General features: G+C 55.6%; 17 protein-coding genes and 1 pseudogene. 10 read left to right on the top strand and 8 right to left on the bottom strand.

Annotated elements, in window-relative coordinates:
• Window positions 1-7: 7 nt before the first annotated feature.
• From pssA to TH3_RS04280, 4 genes and pseudogenes are all read right to left on the bottom strand, one after another.
• Entirely contained in the window at window positions 8-868 is an 861-nt protein-coding gene (gene pssA, locus TH3_RS04295; protein ID WP_007090516.1) for a CDP-diacylglycerol--serine O-phosphatidyltransferase, read from the bottom strand.
• Window positions 868-1,572, bottom strand: a pseudogene (locus tag TH3_RS04290) (phosphatidylserine decarboxylase); the annotation flags it as partial. The pseudogene TH3_RS04290 and the gene pssA, both read right to left, overlap by 1 nt.
• 163 nt (window positions 1,573-1,735) lie before the next feature.
• Complete coding sequence (locus TH3_RS04285; protein ID WP_007090518.1) at window positions 1,736-2,869, bottom strand: Ig-like domain-containing protein; 1,134 nt, start codon at window positions 2,867-2,869, stop codon at window positions 1,736-1,738.
• A 223-nt stretch (window positions 2,870-3,092) separates the two neighbouring features.
• A complete protein-coding gene (locus tag TH3_RS04280) occupies window positions 3,093-4,079 on the bottom strand; it encodes a hypothetical protein (RefSeq protein ID WP_007090519.1) in 987 nt (328 codons plus the stop codon).
• Between the two features lie 362 nt (window positions 4,080-4,441).
• Between TH3_RS04280 and TH3_RS04275 the strand changes: the two genes are divergently transcribed.
• Together TH3_RS04275 and TH3_RS04270 are read left to right on the top strand one after the other, a co-directional pair.
• The gene (locus TH3_RS04275; RefSeq protein WP_040059555.1) at window positions 4,442-5,026 is read left to right on the top strand and encodes an LOG family protein; all 585 of its coding nucleotides are present in this window, start codon (window positions 4,442-4,444) and stop codon (window positions 5,024-5,026) included.
• A gap of 179 nt (window positions 5,027-5,205) precedes the next feature.
• Entirely contained in the window at window positions 5,206-6,285 is a 1,080-nt protein-coding gene (locus tag TH3_RS04270) for a cytochrome-c peroxidase (protein ID WP_007090521.1), read from the top strand.
• A gap of 105 nt (window positions 6,286-6,390) precedes the next feature.
• Here the strand turns inward: TH3_RS04270 and TH3_RS04265 are convergent, their stop codons facing one another.
• Entirely contained in the window at window positions 6,391-7,317 is a 927-nt protein-coding gene (locus tag TH3_RS04265; protein WP_007090522.1) for a LysR family transcriptional regulator, read from the bottom strand.
• 153 nt (window positions 7,318-7,470) lie between these two features.
• A complete protein-coding gene (locus TH3_RS04260; RefSeq protein ID WP_007090523.1) occupies window positions 7,471-7,965 on the bottom strand; it encodes an Rrf2 family transcriptional regulator in 495 nt (164 codons plus the stop codon).
• 153 nt (window positions 7,966-8,118) lie between these two features.
• Here TH3_RS04260 and TH3_RS04255 point away from each other — a divergent pair, with 153 nt between their 5' ends.
• The 8 genes from TH3_RS04255 (at window position 8,119) to TH3_RS04220 (ending at window position 17,466) form a co-directional block, all read left to right on the top strand.
• On the top strand, window positions 8,119-9,108 hold the full coding sequence (locus TH3_RS04255; RefSeq protein ID WP_007090524.1) for an NAD(P)/FAD-dependent oxidoreductase: 990 nt from the start codon (window positions 8,119-8,121) through the stop codon (window positions 9,106-9,108).
• A 188-nt stretch (window positions 9,109-9,296) separates the two neighbouring features.
• Entirely contained in the window at window positions 9,297-10,082 is a 786-nt protein-coding gene (locus TH3_RS04250; RefSeq protein WP_007090525.1) for a DeoR/GlpR family DNA-binding transcription regulator, read from the top strand.
• On the top strand, window positions 10,079-11,218 hold the full coding sequence (locus TH3_RS04245; protein WP_007090526.1) for an ABC transporter ATP-binding protein: 1,140 nt from the start codon (window positions 10,079-10,081) through the stop codon (window positions 11,216-11,218). The genes TH3_RS04250 and TH3_RS04245 overlap by 4 nt, the downstream gene beginning before the upstream one ends.
• Window positions 11,219-11,232: 14 nt before the next feature.
• Complete coding sequence (locus TH3_RS04240) at window positions 11,233-12,498, top strand: ABC transporter substrate-binding protein (protein WP_007090527.1); 1,266 nt, start codon at window positions 11,233-11,235, stop codon at window positions 12,496-12,498.
• Between the two features lie 89 nt (window positions 12,499-12,587).
• The gene (locus TH3_RS04235; RefSeq protein ID WP_007090528.1) at window positions 12,588-13,496 is read left to right on the top strand and encodes a carbohydrate ABC transporter permease; all 909 of its coding nucleotides are present in this window, start codon (window positions 12,588-12,590) and stop codon (window positions 13,494-13,496) included.
• Window positions 13,493-14,356: a carbohydrate ABC transporter permease gene (locus TH3_RS04230; RefSeq protein WP_007090529.1), complete on the top strand. Its 864-nt coding sequence runs from the start codon at window positions 13,493-13,495 to the stop codon at window positions 14,354-14,356. The genes TH3_RS04235 and TH3_RS04230 overlap by 4 nt, the downstream gene beginning before the upstream one ends.
• A 124-nt stretch (window positions 14,357-14,480) precedes the next feature.
• On the top strand, window positions 14,481-15,536 hold the full coding sequence (locus tag TH3_RS04225; protein WP_007090530.1) for a DMT family transporter: 1,056 nt from the start codon (window positions 14,481-14,483) through the stop codon (window positions 15,534-15,536).
• A gap of 280 nt (window positions 15,537-15,816) precedes the next feature.
• Window positions 15,817-17,466 carry an alkaline phosphatase D family protein gene (locus tag TH3_RS04220; RefSeq protein ID WP_007090531.1) on the top strand — a complete coding sequence of 550 codons (1,650 nt, stop codon included), beginning with the start codon at window positions 15,817-15,819 and terminating at the stop codon, window positions 17,464-17,466.
• Window positions 17,467-17,580: 114 nt separating this feature from the next.
• On the opposite strand, the gene TH3_RS04215 is transcribed toward TH3_RS04220, so the two are convergent.
• Together TH3_RS04215 and TH3_RS04210 are read right to left on the bottom strand one after the other, a co-directional pair.
• A complete protein-coding gene (locus tag TH3_RS04215) occupies window positions 17,581-19,173 on the bottom strand; it encodes a DHA2 family efflux MFS transporter permease subunit (RefSeq protein ID WP_007090532.1) in 1,593 nt (530 codons plus the stop codon).
• Between the two features lies 1 nt (window position 19,174).
• Complete coding sequence (locus tag TH3_RS04210) at window positions 19,175-20,278, bottom strand: HlyD family secretion protein (RefSeq protein ID WP_040060528.1); 1,104 nt, start codon at window positions 20,276-20,278, stop codon at window positions 19,175-19,177.
• Window positions 20,279-20,307 lie beyond the last annotated feature (29 nt).

Raw genomic sequence — 20,307 nt, 5'->3', positions numbered from 1 at the left:
GGTGTGATCAGTTCTGGTGGACCCTGTTAAGTCCCTCGTCGGGATCGTCGTCGGGTTCACCGTCATCGTCTTCTTCCTCGGCTCGGACTTCTTCCTGCTGGTTTTCAACGCCCATCCGGCGATAGGACCGATAGGACAGCGGGAAGGTTGCGAAATAGACCGCGGCAATCACCGACAGGGTCAACCACGGCGAGGACACCAGAAACGCCACAGACGCCCCGAATGCCAGCATCAGAGGCAAAACCCACGCCCGCGGAATTTTGACCTTTTTGAACGAAAAGGTCGGCATGCGCGAAACCATCAGTCCGGCAATCAGAACACCATATGGTGCGACGATATAGGGGCTGTCAAAAACGCCCCGCCCGAACTGGAAGGTCAGAACAATCGGCCACATCGCAAGAGCGGCTGCCGCCGGGGCCGGAACGCCGGTGAAAAAGCGATAAGCCCATGTCGGTAATTCCGGTTCACCCAGCATCTGGGTATTAAACCGTGCCAGACGCAACGCCATGCACACCGCAAACAGAAGCGACAAGGCCCAGCCGACCGGTCCGAATTCATGCAGCGACCAGAAATACAGCATCATCGCAGGCGCAACGCCAAAGCAGACAAAGTCCGAAAGACTGTCAAGTTCGGCCCCAAAACGGCTTGACGCGTTCAGCATCCGGGCCAGACGACCGTCAAGGCCATCAATGATCCCGGCAATCAGGATGGCGGCAACCGCGGCTTCCCATCGATCCTGCATCGCAAAACGGATCGACGTCAGCCCCGCACACATCCCCATCAGGGTCGCGACATTCGGCGCCAGACGGCTGAGCGATAATGCCTTGAACCGACGGGGGCGATGATCTTGCCGGATGCCGCCTGCCATTAGCGAATCTCCCCGACGGCCGCTTCAACCCCCTTGGCCGCAATATCGGCAAGGATGGTTTCACCCGCAATCGTGGTCTGGCCAACGATGACCTTGGGTTCGACACCTTCGGGCAGATAAACGTCAACCCGCGATCCGAAACGGATCAGGCCGAAACGTTCGCCCGCCTTAAGCTGCGAACCACGACCGACATCGCAAAGGATACGACGTGCTACCAGACCCGCGATCTGGACAACACCGAACTCGCGACCTTCCCTGTCACGCACCAGAAGGATCTGGCGTTCGTTGCTTTCCGATGCCTTGTCGAGTTCGGCATTAACGAATTTGCCGGGCACATAGGCCTCGCCAACGACTTCACCATTGACCGGGCAACGGTTCACATGAACGTTGAACACATTCATGAAAATCGAAACGCGGGTACGCGGTGTTTTGTCGTCCAGTTCAAGTTCCTTGGGCAGTGGTGCCTTGGAAATCATGCAGACGCGGCCATCCGCCGGGGAAATGACAAGATTTTCGTCAACCGGGGTAATACGGTCAGGGTCGCGGAAGAAATAAGCACACCAGAGTGTCAGGATCACACCGATCCAGCCCAGCGGTTCGGCAATCAGAAACAGAACCACGGTGATCGCTGCAAAAATCGCAACGAATTTCCAGCCTTCGGGATTGATCGGCACAAGAACAGATTTCAAAGTCTTTATTCCCTGGTTGCCATGGGTATGGGTATAACAATGACGGTATCGATACTACCGGTTGGTCGCGTTCTTAGCATCTAGTGATGACAAAGGGCAACGCAACCCGAAAGGCCCTGAATAAAAAAAGGGGCAAAACACCATTATCATGTGTTTTGCCCCTCGCAAAGAACAGCAATTACTGCTGGGCGGTTCCATTTTCCGGAAGCGCAAAAATCTGGCCCGGATAAATCAGGTCGGGATCACGGATCTGTTTGCGGTTCTGGTTGTAAATCACCCAGTATTGCAGACCATCACCATAGGTCCGGCGCGCAATCCGCCACAGGCTGTTGCCCGGTTGAACGACATAACGTGTCCCCGGCTCCAGAATCTGATCCGGGCGGGCACGTTCAAACGGCAGTTCAACACGTGCGGTCACCTTGTCGGACGCATCAAGCTGATCGGCGCGCAACTGATACTGGCCCGGCTCAATCGGTTCGCCAATTGTCAGGGCCCAGTTGCCGTCATCCCCGGTCGAGGCACTGCCGACAAATTTGTTGTCAAGGTAAACGCGAATGCTGGTGTCGTCATCGGCCTTGCCAGACATGGCAACCCGGCCCTGTTCGTCATAATCGACAACATCAATCGACAGGCGCGGCATCGCTGCTGCGGGAACTTCCGCCCCTTCCGGCATCGCCTGGGCCAGTTCACGCGCGGTTTCTTCGCTCATATCTTCGGGGGCCGGGCCCTGCATGACGCTCGCGGCACCACCTTTCTTGGGGACGCGCATGGCGATGATCGGCTGTTCTGCCTTGTCATCGTCTTTTGCCGCGTCACCGGACTGTTCGGCCGTTGCGGCTTCGCCTGATGCCGGTTTTTCAGGGATCAGAACCACGACATTGTCATCGCCCTTATAGACTTCGCCAGTGCTGTCTTCGGATTCAAGCGACAATTCCCGGTCACCACTTGCCAGCGGCTTATCAGGCAAAACCACCCATTCCCCGCGTTCATCAGCGGTTGCCTGCCCAATGACTTCGTCACCCTCGCGGATGCGCACGGTGCTGTTGGGGGCGGCGCGACCGGCAATCACGGCATTGCCATCTGGTCCAATGCGCACAACGTCAAAGCTCGGCGTGCGAACTTCGGGTGCGGCGTCGGTTTGTTCCGGCGCGACCTGCGGCGTATTTGCGGCATCCGGTGTCACGGCGGGCGGTGCTGTTGTTCTTGCCGGTGTATCGGCTTCATCTGCCGACTGTGTCAGCATATAATTCAACGAGATCGCAGCGACAATCAGCAGGACGCCAATGATGACGAGGATATAAGGTCTTTTCACCGGTAATATCCTTGAACGGTGGTTATGATTATTACGGGCGGCGTCGAAACCTTGTAACTATCAGTCATTAAGTCCCCCAAACGCCCCGCCCGACGCGTTAATTAGAACCTTGTACTACTTTCAGCACACAGTTTCCATAACGTAACAAACCGAGATTACAGTGCAACAGTTAGGCAAAGATGAATAGAATCAGCGCTGTTGGTCAAGCCTTGTGCCGAATTCCTTACGGAATGGCCTGCATTGTCGCCCCGATATAGGCCACAAGTGCCGCCACAAGCACTGGTAGCGCCAGAACCGATACCCGCACCAGCATCGCCAGAACCGCACCGCCCGCACCAGCATTAGCGCCCATATCGGCAGGAAAATGGGCGGCAATCCGCGCCGCCCCCGACCCGGCAAACACCACCAGAACCAGAACCGCCATTGCAAATGTCGCCCCCGGCGCCGCCAGCATCACACCCGATGCGCTTGCCATCAGGGCGGTACTGATCGCCAACCACAAGGCGGCGCGATATTGCGGGGCGGCCTTTTCGGAAATCAGCGCCACCAACAGGGCCACCGAAAGACCGGCCTGAAACACCACATGATCGTGCAGACCAAACTGGGCGGCGATAATCCCCTGCCCGATGGCAAGCGCGACAAAGGTCGCAACCGGGGCCGGTTTCGCCGCATCCTCGTCGCTTGTAACAACAGATTTTGTCGATGTTTTGGCGGATTTTGCCGATTTGCCGTTCTTTTTGCCCCTGCCCTTGGTCACAGCCGGGTCTTCGTCCTCTTCAAAATTGGGGCGCGTCACCCACAAAAAGGACGCACCGATCAGGATATAGGTGATCCACACCAGCGTCACCAAGCCGCCCGGATGATACAAAAGCCCGGTAACCGGGGCCGCCAGAACCAGCCAGCCGCCAAGCAGCATCAACAAAATTGCGACAATCGCGCAAGCGCGCGCACGCAAATGTGCGAAATCAAGGATAGCGCCGCAAACGCCGCCCAGCACCAGCATCAGAAGTGCTGCCCCCACACCGCCCCGGGCGGTTGCAGGCAAACCGATGGCCGCCGGGACGGCAACCACCACCGCCGGAATAACCGCAGCCAGCACCATGCGCCGCGCAAGGGCCCGGTCAAGGCCGAGCCAAAGGGCAAGCATCAAGACCGTGGCAATAACACCGGACACCAGAATGGCGAGCAAAAAGGGACTGTCGACAAACACGTTGGGCGATCCTGCCTTCTTGTTGTTTCATTTCAACCTGCGCGAACATGGCCTGCGCGCAGATGCGAATAGCCATCCCACAATCAGGTTCAGAACCTGTTAACCATCGGCGAAAAAATCACCTCGGCTTATCGCGCCCGATCATGGCGATTGCCAAGGCAAAAATGCGGCAAGGATCACATGATATCGATAACCCGATGTCACGGGAACTTCGCAAAGGAAACTATTGACCGGGTGACCGCGCAATAGGCTATGCTCGGCAGATAGACGGGCCACGTCGCCAGGCGACAAACGCACCATCCACATGGCGCGATGTTCAGGCGAGAGTTACCTGCGAGATAACAACAAAGAGGCAGGTTGCCATGACAAGAGTTAAATCGATCTGTGTTTTTTGCGGCGCTTCGAACGGCAAAAACCCCCAGCACATGGAAAACGCGATTGCGTTTGGCAAAATGATGGCCGAACGCGGCATAATACTGGTGTATGGTGGCGGCCGTATCGGATTGATGGGCGCAGTTGCCGATGCGGTCATGAAAAATGGCGGCAAGGTGGTCGGCATCATCCCGGCCCATCTGGATGACATCGAAGTCGGCCATAAGGGGCTTAGCGAACTGATCGTCTGCAAATCCATGTATGAACGCAAGGTCGAAATGTTCAAACGTTCGGATGCGTTCGTCACCCTTGCCGGTGGCCTTGGCAGCCTTGACGAAGCCTTCGAGGCGCTAACCCTTCGCCAGCTTGGCATCCATGACAAGCCGTTGGTGTTCATGAACGCCCTTGGATATTGGGACAAATGCCTTGATATGATTGATGGCATTATCGAAGACGGCTTTGCACGTGAAAGCAACCGCAACCTGTTTACGGTGGCCGAAACGCTGGATGAAGTGTTTGAACAGCTTGAAGCGGAACCCGCCCCAAAATTCGATCCGCGTGAAAAGCTTCTTTAAGCCCGATTAAACGGCCATGATATCCAATCCGCAAGATATCGATTCTTGCGGATTTTTCTTTGTAAAATTCCAATCAACATACTGATATTACATTTATTTTAGGCACTTGACATATATCATCGTGATTGCATTTGCCGCCTGTTTTACTTCCCGAACCACCATCATTTGGGAGAGAGCAAATGAAATCGTATCGTGGTCTGGTCGGCAGCCTTGTTTCCATTGCTGCCATGCTGGGGGTCGCCGGGAACGTCCTTGCAGCAGAACCGCCATCACCTTCTGACTTGCGCAAGACGGCCCTTGAGCATTTCGAAGTCATTCCGTCAATGGTACCAGCCGTCAAAGGCAACGCGGTCACACGCGAAAAGGTCGAACTGGGCAAGATGCTGTTCTTTGATCCGCGTCTGTCGGCCAGTGCGCTGATTTCGTGCAATACATGCCACAATCTGGGCATGGGCGGGGATGACAACCTTGAAACATCCATCGGTCATGGCTGGCAGAAAGGCCCGCGTAACGCCCCGACCGTTCTGAATGCCGTGTTTAACGAAGCACAGTTTTGGGACGGACGTGCGGAAGACCTGAAGGCACAGGCCAAGGGCCCGGTTCAGGCCGGAGTTGAAATGGCAAGCACCCCCGAACGCGTTGTCGAGGTACTGAAAAGCATGGGCGATTACGTCCAGAAATTCGTCCACGCCTTCCCGGGTGAAAGCGACCCGGTAACGTTTGACAACATGGCCAAGGCGATCGAGGCGTTCGAAGCAACCCTGATCACCCCGGCATCACGGTTTGACCAGTTCCTCGAAGGAAACGATGCCATCCTGACCAAAACCGAAATGGCCGGACTTGAACTGTTCATCGATACCGGTTGTGCATCCTGCCATAACGGGGTGAATGTCGGTGGCACCGGTTATTATCCGTTCGGTGTTGTCGAACAGCCGGGTGCGGAAATCCTGCCGCCCGATGACAAGGGCCGCTTTGCCGTGACCCAGACGGCAACGGATGACTATGTGTTCCGCGCCGGACCGCTCCGCAATATCGAACTGACCGCACCCTATTTCCATTCCGGCAAGGTCTGGGACCTGGAGCAGGCGGTTGCGATCATGGGATCAAGCCAGCTTGGTGCTGAACTTGACAACAGCCAGATCAAGGCGATTACCGCCTTCCTCATGACCCTGACCGGGGAAGCGCCGCGGGTGGAATATCCAATCCTGCCGGTCAGCAGCAAAACCACACCCAAACCGGCCGCAATGGTCGCAAACTGATCCCACAGGGGTGTGGAAAAGCAGAAAGTAGCCGCAAAGGTGCGAACCCCGACACGCTCTTTGCGAACCTGCCGCCCGACACAACCCGGGCGGCATTTCTTTTGCCTATTTCAGTTCCATTCCCTCACCGCCAGAGGCCCGTGCACCTGATAACTGCATCACCCGGCGTTTATACATATCGGCAACCCAGTTGGTCGCCTGCTTGATACCTTCGGCGGCCCGCAGATCGCGATGAACAATCAGCCAGATATCAGAATCCAGCGTCTCGATCGGGCGCGAAACCCGGGCCAGTGCCGGGTCGCTGTCGCCCAGAAAGCACGGCAAAATTCCCGCCCCGATCCCGGTGCGCAATGCATTTTGCAGCATCGCGGTATTGCCCGCGCGAAATAACGGTTTATTGCCGTCAATATGGGCCAGCAACCAGCGCTGGCTTTCATAAAGGTCGAATTCTTCCGAAAAACAGATCCACGGTGCATTGGCAAATACCCGATCCGGTCCCATACCCCGCATATCGTACGCCAATCTTTCGGTCGCATAGACCGCACATGAAATCGTGCCAAGCCGCTTGGTGATGAAATCCCCGGTCAAAGGCAAACCATGCCGGACGGCAAAGTCCGCCTCGCGCTTGGTCAGCAATTGCGTATCATCGGATTGCCGGATTTCAAGATAAAGCCCATCGGGTTTGCTATCAATCTGACCTGCCAGAAACAGGGCCGACCACGCACTGGCGGTCAGGCGAACCTGCCGGTCGCGAATGCCCGATATCGCATCGCCCTGCCGATGGAAGGCAAAGGCGGCTTCTTCCATCGCCTCGGCGCGCGGGCGTAAATCGCGCCCGGCTTCGGTCATGCGCAATCCTTCTGGCAGGCGATCAAACAGCACCACGCCGACGACATCTTCAAGGGCGGACAAATGCCGCCCCAATGTCGGCTGGCTGACGCCAAGCTCCTGAGAGGCCGCCCTGAGGCTGCCGGTGCGCGCAAGTGCAAGAAACACGCGTATATGATCCCAGTCCGGTTTTTTGGTTGTCATCGGGGGCCTCGGTTGGTGGTTGGGGCGCGATACAGGATTGAATAACGGATCATCAAAAAATCCCGTTGTTATTCATTATTGGATCACCACCGATCCCGCAAGCCATGGTTGCGCGGGCACAGACATAGAGCCACAAGTATTTGCAAGGTATGATTATTCGGGATCGCCGGACTGAGGCAGATGTTCAAAAATGCTGCCCGGTCCGGTCCATTTGCCATCGGGCTCGGTCGGCCAGCGCTGATCGACGTCAGCGGCAAGATCGGCCAGCGTGACCGACGCAAACCGTTCAAGCAAAAGTTTCTCGGCAGCGTCAAACGAACTGCCAAGGGCGGCATTTACCGCCTGTTCAACCAGACATTCGGGATGTTCGACCGCAACCCCCATGGCAAAGATCGACGGATTGCCAAGCGCGTTATGGATATCAAGAAACGTGATTTCCGAAAGCGGACGAATAATCACCCATCCGCCGCCATGTCCCTTTTCGGATCGCACATAACCGGCATCGCGCAACCCTGCCATCGTACGCCGAACCACAACCGGATTGGTATCAAGCATCCGGGCAATCATGTCGGACGTCATCGCCCCGCCAAACCGATCCATATGGATCAGGACGTGCAACATGCGGGAAAGGCGACTGTCACGGCGCATTGATGGTTTCCTTGGTCTGGCAATATTACGGCCAGACTATCGGGCTTTGGCGCATATTCGCAACACCAAAAGTTTCAAGACCCTTGACACCGCAAAATCACGATACTTATAAAGTTACATGATTCATTTTCAGTTACCTTACGGAGCCCCGATATGTCCGATACATCCGCACCCTCATCAGTTGCCCATCCAGTTTCGATGCCGGACCCGCAAAAACTTTATGACGCGATCATCATCGGTGCCGGTTTTGCCGGTTTATCCGCTGCCATGCAGTTGGCCCGCGCCCGCAAACAGATTTGCATCATTGATGCCGGATTGCCGCGCAACCGTTTTGCCACGGCATCGCACGGCTTTTTCGGGCTGGATGGCAAAAGCCCGGATGAAATTGCCCGTCTGGCGATGGGGCAAATTCGCGCCTATCCCACCGTCAGCATTGCGCATGGCATGGCAAAAACCGCGACCCGACTGGAACCGGATACCGCCGGAACCGGGGACGAAGACAACAACCGTTTCAAGGTATCGTTGGAAGATGGCCGCCGCTTTCAGGCCCGCCGCCTGATCCTTGCCACCGGCGTGGTTGACACCCTGCCCGACATTCCCGGTCTGATGCAACGTTGGGGCAAAACCGTGCTGCATTGTCCCTATTGCCATGGTTACGAAGTTCGTGACCGGGAACTTGGCGTGCTGGCAACCGGCCCGATGTCCACCCATCAGGCAATGATGATCCCGGACTGGGGCCCAACGACCTTCTTCACCCAAGGGAAATACGAACCGGAACCTGAAATCCGCACACAGATGGATACGCGCGGCATCACGATTGAACAAAGCCCGATAGTCGAACTGATCGGCACCGCCCCCGAACTTGACGCCGTTAAACTGGCCGACGGGCGCACCAAACCCATTCAGGCCCTGTTTGCCGGGCCAACTGTTTCAATGACCAATCCACTTGCGGAAATGCTGGGCTGCAGGTTCGAAGAAGGCCTTGCCGGACCGTTCATCAAGGTCGACGCATCACAGGAAACCAGCATCCCCGGCGTCTTTGCCGCGGGCGATGCCGCCACCGCGCGCCATAATGCCACACTGGCCTCGGCCGCGGGCGTTCTGGCCGGGGTTGGGGTGCATCAGTCGTTGATTTTTACATAGTTGAAGCGCAATCACAGCAATCTCACGACATGATTTTCACCCGGCCACCGGGGCATCCCGGTGGCCGCAATCATACTGGAAAAGGACCGAAAACAACATTCATACGAATGTCACTCTTCTGAAATCTTAGTGACAACGAAGCTCTCTATGATCGCAGTTATGTTCAAAACAACAAATCAAGCGATCAGATGAACATCTCAATCCGGCAACGCCATATTATCGATATTCTGCGCCGTGATGGCTTTGCATCCATTGATGCACTGGCGGACCAGTTTGAAGTCACACCACAAACCGTGCGTCGCGACGTCAATATTTTAAGCGACGCCAATCTGGTGCGCCGACGCCATGGTGGGGCCGAATACGCCGGCGAGCCGGGCATGAACCTGTCATATGACAATCGCCAGGTGACCAACATTGCCGCCAAGCACGCCATTTCGCTGCATGTTGCCGGGAAAATTCCCGACGGGGCATCAATCCTGATCGGGATCGGCAGCACACTTGAATTGCTGGCGCTTAATCTGGCGGATCATCGCAACCTGACCGTCATCACCAACAATCTGAATGTCGCGATGGCGCTGGGCACAAATACCAGCAACCGGATCGTTATTCCCGGCGGCACTGTGCGTCTGCCTGATCGAGACCTGATCACACCGGACGCCGAAGAGATGTTCCATAACTACAAAGCTGATTTCGGTATTTTCGGTGTTGGTGGAATTGAAACCGACGGAACGTTGACCGACTTCGACCATCGCGAAGTCGCCTTGCGTCAGGCGATCATTGGAAACTGCCGAAATTCCATTCTGGTTGCCGATCAATCGAAATTCGGTCGCCCGGCCCCGGCCAAGGGCGGGCACCTCACCGATCCCGACATGATCGTCATTGATCAAAAACCCGGTGGTGATTTTAACGCCCTGTTCCAGCGCCAGGACATCCTCGACCGGCTGCAAATAGCAAAAGGCGAAACTCTCAAATGACGTCTCAGACCCCCGACACCCAAAGACCCTTTATCAGGATCGAAAATGTTTCACGCATTTTTGACGGTGGAAACGGTGTTCATGACCTTTCCGTTGATATACCGCGCGGCAGCTTTGTTGTTCTGCTGGGGCCCTCCGGCTGCGGAAAGTCAACCACGCTGCGTCTGATTGCAGGTCTTGAAACCGCCGATCAGGGTCGCATTCTGATTGAAGATCAGGACGTCACCGCAGTCCCGCCGTCAAAACGACAGCTATCCATGGTGTTTCAATCCTATGCGCTGTTTCCTCACCTTAGCGTCGCAGAAAACATTGTTTTTGGCCTGAAGGTTCGCAAATGCGCCAAGGCTGAAATGGCGAAACGCCTGGCCGATGCGCTCGGTGTGACCGGATTGGAAGGGTTGGAGAAACGCAAGCCTGCCGAACTTTCGGGCGGACAACGTCAACGGGTTGCACTGGCACGCGCCATCGTTGCCGGGCATCCGCTGTGCCTGATGGATGAACCACTATCCAATCTGGATGCAAAACTGAGACATTCCGTGCGCAAGGATATTCGCGCCCTGCAGCAACGCCTTGGCATCACGGTGGTGTATGTCACCCACGATCAAACCGAAGCGATGAGCATGGCAGATATCGTCATCCTGATGAAGAATGGCCGTATCGAGCAGGCTGGAACCCCGGCAGACCTTTATCTGAAACCCGCCACCGCCTTTGCTGCAAGCTTTGTCGGCAGCCCGCCAATGGGGCTATTGCCAGCAACCGCAATCCCGTCCGACGCCCTACCAAGCGGTGCACGACCCGACAATCTGATTGTCGGCATCAGACCCGAAGACATCAAACTTGATACCGACCAGCAAAACAGTGCTTCGGGCCTCTCCGCGACGGTCATATCCAGCGAGTTCCTGGGACCGGAAACCTTTGTCTATCTGTCAATAGACGGAACCGACGGGACAACGGCCCGCCTGCCCGGTCGTGTGCATCTTTCGCCCGGGACACAAGTCTCGCTCAGTTGGGCTGGCGTTGCTGCCCACTGGTTTGATCGCGAACACGGTCATCGTCTTTCGGCGGCGATGAACGACCACGCAACGCAAAAATCTTTCGTTACGACGACCAATCACTCAGCAATTCCGACATCGTAAAAGGACAGAAACCGATGCGTAATTCCATTACCAGTGCCGCTTTTGCTGCCGGTCTGCTTGCTTCGGCGGCAACCCCGGCCTTTGCCGCAACCGAACTGACAATGTATTACCCCATCGCCGTTGGCGGTGCGTTGACCGAAGTAATCGACGGCATGATTGACGGTTTTGAAGCCGAACATCCCGACGTCAAGGTCAATGCGATTTATGCCGGAAACTATGACGACACCCGACTGCGTGCGGTTTCTGCAATCAAAAGCGGCGATCCGGCACAGCTTTCGGTGATGTTTTCGATCGATGTCTATGACCTGATCGAACAGGATTTGATCATTCCGTTTGATGATGTTGTCAAAACCGCAGAAGACAAGGAATGGCTTAACGGCTTCTATCCGGCGCTGATGGCCAATGGCAAAGTCGACAACAAAACCTGGGGCATCCCGTTCCAGCGCTCAACCATCGTCATGTACTACAACAAGGACATGTTCCGCGAAGCCGGTCTTGATCCGGAAACCCCACCTCAGACCTGGGAAGAAATGGTTGCCGCGGGCAAGGCGCTTTCCAAAGACGGCAAATGGGGTCTGATGGTTCCGTCCACCGGATATCCTTATTGGATGTTCCAGTGCTTTGCCATTCAGAATGGCAAGGAACTGATGAATGCCGACGGAACGGAAACCTATTTCGATGATCCTGCCGTCATCGAGGCTCTTGAATACTGGCGCGGTCTCGCCACAAAAGAAAAGATCATGCCTGAGGGCACGATTGAGTGGGGCACACTTCGTCAGGCTTTCGCGCAGGGTCAGACCGGTATGATGTGGCATTCGACAGGCAATCTGTCTGCTGTCAAAAAAGAAGCCAAGTTTGACTTCGGTGTTGCCATGCTTCCGGCGCACAAAAAGCCCGGTTCACCAACTGGGGGCGGCAACTTCTATATGTTCAAGGGTTCCAGCCCGGAACAGCAGGCCGCATCGCTTGACCTGATCAAATACATGACCGCGCCGGAACGTGCCGCAGAATGGTCGATTGCAACCGGTTATGTCGGCGTTACCCCGGCATCCTACGAAACCGACGCGCTGAAATCCTATGCCAGCGAATTCCCGCAGGCTGTGGTTGCCCGTGATCAGCTTAACGTCGCGATCCCAGAATTCTCGACCTATGAAACAGCCCGTGTTCGTGAATCTCTTAACAACGCCATTCAGGCGGCCCTGACCGGCGAAAAATCGCCGAAACAGGCCCTGATCGACGCCCAGGAAGACGCCAACCGTCTTCTCAAGGCGTTCAACTAAGCCGATCTGCTGCCGGGACGGTTTCCCCCCCGTCCCGGCCCTTTTGCTTTCTTCATTGGAAATCCTTTTGAATTCAGGACGTGGCCTCGATGGGTGATCAGCCTCGAAACGATCTGGCAGCAATACAAAGACGCAAACTTGCTCTTTACGGTTGGATGCTGATGGCACCGTCGTTGGCGTTGCTTAGCCTGTTTGCATTTTACCCGGCCATCGCGACCTTCTTTGGCAGTCTTTTTACCCGTGGCACAACACGCCGCCCCAGCAGCTTTGCGGGATTTGAAAACTATCTTGATCTGTTTGCCGATCCGACATTCTGGACCGTGGCAGGCAACAATCTGATTTATGCCGGGGTTACAATTCCGGTTTCGATCATCTTTGCCCTGATCATGGCGCTTTGGGCCAACGCGCATATTCCCGCACGAAGCTTTGTGCGCAGCGCCTATTTCACGCCGACAATCCTGCCGATGATTGCCGCGGCGAATTTATGGTTGTTTTTCTATACCCCCGATCTTGGCATCATTGATCGCATTACCGGATTTTTCGGCGCGGAACCGACCAACTGGCTAGGGCAGCCCGAAACGGCACTGGCCGCGGTCATCATCGTGACGATCTGGAAAGAAGCCGGGTTCTTCATGATCTTCTATCTGGCAGCCCTTCAGACCATTCCGCCGGACCTCCGCGAAGCGGCCCGCATTGAAGGGGCCGGTCGCTGGACCTATACACGACGGGTGCTTTTGCCGCTTTTGATGCCAACCACGATATTCGTCTTTGTCAATGCGCTGATCAATTCGATCAAACTGATCGATCATCTGTTCATCCTCACCAAAGGCGGGCCGAACAATGCGTCAAAACTGATCCTTTACTGGATCTGGGAAATGGCATTCGCCTATTTCGACCGCCCGCATGCCGCGGCAATGACCATGATGGTTTTGCTAGTACTTGGTATCGTCGCAATCGTGCAATTCCGACTGGTTGAAAAACGGACCCATTACCGATGAACGTACATCTCGACACCCGCCCATCACACATCGCCCAACCACATATTCGGTTCCCCGATCTTGCCAGGATTCTCGATACGCTGGGCGCATGGGTTCTTGCTCTTGTCTGGATTGCGCCGCTGTTATTTGCCCTTTGGGCGGCACTGCAACCGTCGGGCAGTGCACTGGCACTTGATTTCAGTGCACCACTGACCTTGCAGAATTTCATTGATGTCTGGAATGCCGTGCCTTGGATCGGCTATTTCGTCAATACGCTTACGCTTGTGTCCCTGATCCTGATGGGTCAGCTTGTTTTGTGCACATTGGCCGGTTTTGCCTTTGCCCGGTTTGCGTTCCGCGGCCGTGATGCCCTTTTCATTCTGGTGCTGTTGCAGTTGTTCATCCTGCCAGAAGTTCTGATTGTCGAAAACTATGCCATAGTTGCCAAACTGGGCCTGTTTGATACCGCCCTTGGCATCGGCCTGCCCTATATGGCCAGCGCATTTGGCATTTTCCTGCTGCGTCAGGCCTTCAAATCCGTACCGCTTGAACTTGAAGAAGCCGCACGTATAGAGGGATGCAGCTGGATGGGCGTTTTGTGGAAGGTTTATGTCCCTGCGGCCAAGCCGGTTTATCTGGCGTATGCGCTGGTGTCGGTGGCGACCCACTGGAACAATTTCCTGTGGCCGCTTATCGTGACAAATTCACCGGAAACCCGGCCCTTGACCGTGGGGCTTTCATTGTTTGGTGCGCCGGAAACCGGTGTTGATATTTCGGTGATCAGTGCTGCCACCATCCTGACCATTTTGCCGCTTCTGATCGCCTTCCTGATTTTCCAGCGCCAGTTCATTCAGGCATTTCTGCGTGCCGGGATCAGATGAACCGAAAGCTGTCCCGTTGACCCGGCGATACAAATTTGAATAACGCCACTTAAATATCGGGCATGGCTATTCATTCCTGAATCCAACAGACTGGCAACGTTCATAACTTTTGAAGTTTTTTCATATGCCGGTTCTGATCCTGCTTGTCAGCACAACAGTCGTCTGGGCGATGCTTCTGGTGTGCAACCGGATTGCATTGACAGCGTTTGATGTCGATGTTTATGCCATGACCTGCTGGCAGCTGGTTTTTGGCGGGCTGGCACTTGTGCTGATGGCACCAGGAAGGCTCATTCCGTGGCGGCAATTCACCTTGCCGATCAACTGGGCATATGGGGTTTTGCGCGTTCTGACCGGGGTCAGCTGGACCGCGGCACTGGTCTATATCAGCGCGCCTGAAAGCGGAATTTTATCACAAACCGGCATGCCGATGGCGGCCCTTGCCGCGGCCTTCATCCTTGGCCGCGCACCGGGCAAGGCGGAATGGTTCGGCCATGCAATCCTTCTTGCCGGGGCAGGCTTCCTTGCGTGGCATCTGCCCGACGGGTTTGCCAATCCGGCAGTGTGGCTGATGCTGGCATCCGAGGTTACGGCGATTTCATCGTCGGTTCTGGCGGAAAAACACCCGGACAACCAGATCAAAGATGCGTGGTCGCATCTGCGATTTACCGGGGTTTTGTTGCTGATTACCGCATCGGTATTTTTGATCTTCCCGCCGCTGATCGGTTTTATCAGCCCGGTTCCGATCCCCTATACCTCGCTTGACGGGTTCTTCGGGATCGAGACCATATTGGCCGGTCTGATCCTTGGCACACTATTGCGCGGTCCTGCCATGGTCCTGACATTGCGGTCGATCAAGACAGCCGGGATGGAGAAATACATCCTTGCGACCAGTATCCTGCCTTTCATCCTTCTGGGCCTTGAAATGCTGGCCGCGCGATTTGACCTGACGCCAGCCCCGACCCATGACAGCGTTTTCTGGATTTCGGCCCTTCTGGTGATGCTGGGCATTGTTCAGATCACCTATTCGAAACGTCGCCATTCCAGACGCCTGAAGGCGCTTGGTGCAACCACCCGGCCGGGGCAGCCCCCACTGCCCCGGCCTGAGAACGAAAAGAACAATAAGCCCCCGTTGCGCCACCAATGCAGGGTCGCCCGGCGGTCAGGAGCCCCTTTCTTCTGACCGCATCCCCAAACGGCCAGCCTCCCAAAAAATTGGCCGTCCGACCCTGTTTCCATCCGGTGGTCTCCCTTCCGGATGGACCGAAACGCCCGGGTTCCCCGCCCGGGCGTTTCCTGTTTAATGGCAACGGATACTTCCCGATAAGATTGCCCCAAACAAGCATCTGAAACTTGAAATTGATACCACCGTAAATTGGCCTAAACTGTCTGCACCAAGACCGGGCAATAACGGGCCAAGCAAGCACCCGAAAAAAGGGGCGCAAACAGAGCGGGGATTTCCAATGGCAAGTCTGCAACAGCCGGACAATTACGAAACACTCAAATCCAAAATCGATACAGCCGCCATCGTCGGCCATACCACCGACAACACGGCGAAAATCTGGGTAAGGGCCTATATGACCGGGCGCTGGACACTGATTGTCAGTGTGCGAAAACTGCCCGAGGATGCCTATGATCTGTCAGGCAAAAGCCTTGCTGCTATGAAGGCTGCGAACAGTGATATCGTTTTCATGGAAGAACGCGAATTCACCCGCGAAACCGACCTAACCATGACGTTCGAGGTAGACAACCTTAAACCAGATACCCGCTATTACTATTACCTTGCATCGGATAAGCTTGATCTTGAGCGCTGCATCGAGATGGGCGGCGAACATGATTACTGGTTCCGGACATTGCCCAAAAACCCGCAGTCATTGCAGTTCGGGTTTTATTCCTGCCACGACCCGTTTAGTGTCAAACCTAACAGCGAAGGCGCATGGGACAAGTTTTATGATGTCCTGAACGAACGCCGTGCGGATTTTGTCATTGGCGGCGGCGATCAGGTTTATTGTGATACCAATCACGCATCGCGCATGCAGGACGTCTGGGTGTGGCTGAAGAATAACAAAAACGCCTTGCTGGCCGCCTATCGCGCACCTGATGGCAACCTCGACGAACCCGCGATCATTGATTATTTCACCAAGCTTTATCGCACCTATTACCGGATTTACTGGCAGTTCGAACATCTGCTGTCTGTTTACCGGCGTTTCCCGCAATACATGATATGGGACGATCACGAGATCATGGACGGCTGGGGCTCCCTGACCGCGGATGAGCGCAAGGCCAAACTTGCCAATTTCTTTCAGGATGATGACGAGGACGCCAACTACGCGCTTGTGATGCTGATGTTCAAGGCCGCAGCGCGGGCCTATCTTGAATATCAGCATGCGCATAACCCTGACAGCATGATCGTCAATGGCGATCCCGATGCCAGCCACTGGGATTATAAATTCGATCAGGGAGCCTATGGCTTTTACATGCTTGACGTGCGCGGCCATCACGATTGTGAATTACCCGACGGACAGCGATTATTGGGGGCGGAACAGCTCGAACGCTTCAAAAGCTGGATCAATTCGGCCGCAACCAAAAAGAAAAAGGCGATCTTTATCTGTTCGCCCGTGCCCGTCGTGCACTGGACGGAAAGTGCCGTAAACACGCTCGATTTTGGCGGTCAAAAGGATGATTTCATGGATGAATGGGGCCATGAAACCAACCACAAGGAACGAAATGCGATGCTTGAATTGCTGCTGGCGCGATCCGCTGAAAGCAGCATCCCGATTGTGATCCTGAGCGGGGATGTCCATTGCGCCAGCGCGTTTCAGATCACGCATGGCAAAACCTATCCTCGGGCACGGTTGTTCAATGTAACGTCAAGTGCGATTTCACGCAAACCGGCACCGGGCATTGCCACCGCCGCCATGCAAAAATCGGCCGATATAGACGGGTTCGATGGCGGTCGGTTTGAACAGATGTTCCGTTTTGCCGGGGAAAACAATTTCGCGCTGATCAATGCCGATTGCCGGGATGGTGACCTCAAAATAAGCGCCACCCTTTACTGGGCCGAACCCGGATCGGAAAGTGTCACACAGAAGGTGATCAAGCTGGTTGGCTAAAAAAAACCGGTCCCCGGGGGAACGGGGACCGGTCAGGCCGCACTCAAGCTTTCGCTTGCGGGGTCGGGGGAACGATGTGCGGCCTTTTCTGTCTGGTTGGGGAATATCCTGTTTTCAGTGTGCGTCGACGGATGGTTTGCCCGATCCTGCCGGACGTGCGAGCGGCAGAAGCAGCAAAGCCAGAATGAAGATGCCGGCCATGGCAAGCTGCACGTCGTTGAACGAAATCATACTGGCTTCGCGCGTGACGATATTGACGATGGATTTCATCGCACTAGCCTGCGGATCAGGAAGGCCCAGCGCGCTATATCGTGCTGTCATGGTCTCCAGATAGTTCTGAAACGCCGTGCTTGATGTATTGATATGTTCGGCCAGATGGGCGAAATGCAGGTCGGTGCGTTTATCAAGCATGGTGTTGATCGCAGCCAAGCCAATTGCCCCGCCAAGGTTGCGCATCAGGTTATAAAGGCCGCTGGCGTTTTTGATCTTTTCCGGTGGCAAGGTGCCAAGTGCCAGATTGGTGATCGGCAGCATGCAGAACATCAGGGCAAAACCACGCACAGCCTGCGGCAGGATCAGTTCGTGAAACGATACCTGACTGTTCTGAAAACCGTTCAGGGCAACCCCCACCGCAAACAACGCCAGACCAAAGCCCAGCACGACACGCGCAGGCAATCTGGCCGTCAGTTTCCCGGCAATCGGGGCAGAAATGAACTGGCAAATGCCGGTGACCGCCATGATGGTGCCGATTTCCAGACTGTCATAGCCGCGCACACGGCTTAGCAACAGCGGCAGGATATAGACACTGCCATAAAGCCCGATGCCAAGGGTGAAACTGAAGATACAGCCCATGGCAAAGTTGCGATCCCTGAACGAGCGCAGATCGACAATCGGATGATCATAGGTGAACATCCGCCGGAAGAAGTAGAGTCCCGAAATCACGCAGATCACGGCACCATAAACAATGGCGCGTTCATCAAACCAGTCATCTTTTGGGCCCTCGTCCAGCACATATTCCAGACTGCCGAGAAAGGCTGCCATCGCAAGCAATCCGCGCAGATCAAAGCCACGGAGCAGCGACCGATCGCCACGATCAACATCAAGCGTTACCGCGACGACAAGCGCGATCAGCATGCCCGGCACAACATTGATCAGAAACAGCCAGTGCCACGAAAATGACTGCGTCAGATAACCGCCCAAAGTCGGCCCCACAGTCGGCGCCATAGTGGCAATCAGACCAATCATCACCGAGGCGGTATTACGTTTATCCGCCGGGAAAATGATATAGGTCGTGGCAAACACGGTCGGGATCATCGCCCCGCCAAGGAAACCCTGCGCGGCACGGAACCAGATCATGCTTTCGATTGACCAGGCACAGGCCGAGGCGATGCTGAAAATCGTAAAACCGATTGCAGAGGCAACAAAAAGCCAGCGGGTTGAGATCAGGCGTGACAGGAAACCCGAAAGCGGGATCATGACGACTTCGGCAATCAGGTAACTGGTCTGGACCCAGCCGATTTCATCGGGGCTTGCTGACAGACCGGCCTGAATGTTTTCAAGCGAGCTTGCGACGATCTGGATGTCAAGGATCGCCAGAAACATGCCAACCACCATCGCAACCCAGCCAATAAACTTGGTGGTATCGACATGCTGCACCGGATCATCGGGAAAGGCTATGGAACCGGGGCTGGTGGCGGCACTGCTCATTTCAGTTGCGCTCCGAGAGTTCCGGGGTCGGCGTTACAACACTGGCAAGGCCGGAACCCGCCGCATGCTCAGCACCGTCACCATCACGCACATCGACATTCACAACAACCGACAGGCCCGGGCGTAGGGCCTTGGCAAGGTCACTGTTATCAAGGGCAATACGCACCGGGACACGCTGGGTGATTTTGGTGAAGTTGCCGGTGGCATTTTCGGGCGGCAGCAAACTGAACTGCGCGCCGGTGGCAGGGGCAAAGCTTTCGATCCGGCCGGTGATATCAGCATTGGGAAAGGCATCGACTTCTATCCGGACCTTCTGGCCCGGTGCCATATGGCCGATCTGGGTTTCCTTGAAATTGGCCACAACATAAACCCCCGGAAGCGGCACAAGCACGAGCAACTGTTCGCCGGGCTGAACCAGTGCGCCGGTCTGAACCGACCGATTACCAATCACACCGTCAAAGGGTGCGTAGATGCGCGTGTCATCAAGGGCCTGCTGCGCGATATCGCGCGCGGCCTCTGCCTGTGATACGGCGCGTTCGGCTTCGACCTTCTGCGCACGCAGAACGCCGATCCGCCCCTGCTCGACCGCAAGGGTCGCATTGGCAGCAGCCACCTGTGCCTGTGCTGTTTGACGGTCGGCCTTGGCGTAATCGAATTTCTGGCGGCTGGCCGCCCCCTTTTTCACCAGATCCTCGTAACGCGTATAATCCTCGGACGTGCGATCAAGTTCGACCTTCGCAATGCGGACATTGGCCGCCGCCTGATCGATGGCGGCCATCTGAAGGGTGATCTGCTCGTCCATGGTCTGAACCGCGGCACGGCGCGCATCAAGGGCGGCCTCGGCCTGTTTCAGTTCGGCACGATAATCTTCGTCCTTGATGGACAACATCAGTTCGCCCTTGCGCACAGGCTGGTTTTCGGCAACCCGAAGGTCGCCGACATATCCCGAAACCTTTGGCGAAATCGCGACTTCGTCAGCCTGTAAATAGGCATTGTCGGTCGTTTCGTGGTACTGACCTTCAGTCACCCAGTAGAACCCGTAATACCCACCGCCACCGATAATCGCCGCAGCGATCAGGGGCAGTATGACTTTTTTCACACTCATCGTCCGTTTGATCCTTTTGGTATTGATCA

This window comes from Thalassospira xiamenensis M-5 = DSM 17429 (assembly GCF_000300235.2).
In the GTDB taxonomy this organism is placed as follows: domain Bacteria; phylum Pseudomonadota; class Alphaproteobacteria; order Rhodospirillales; family Thalassospiraceae; genus Thalassospira; species Thalassospira xiamenensis.
This window is presented reverse-complemented; position numbering and strand designations above follow the sequence as displayed.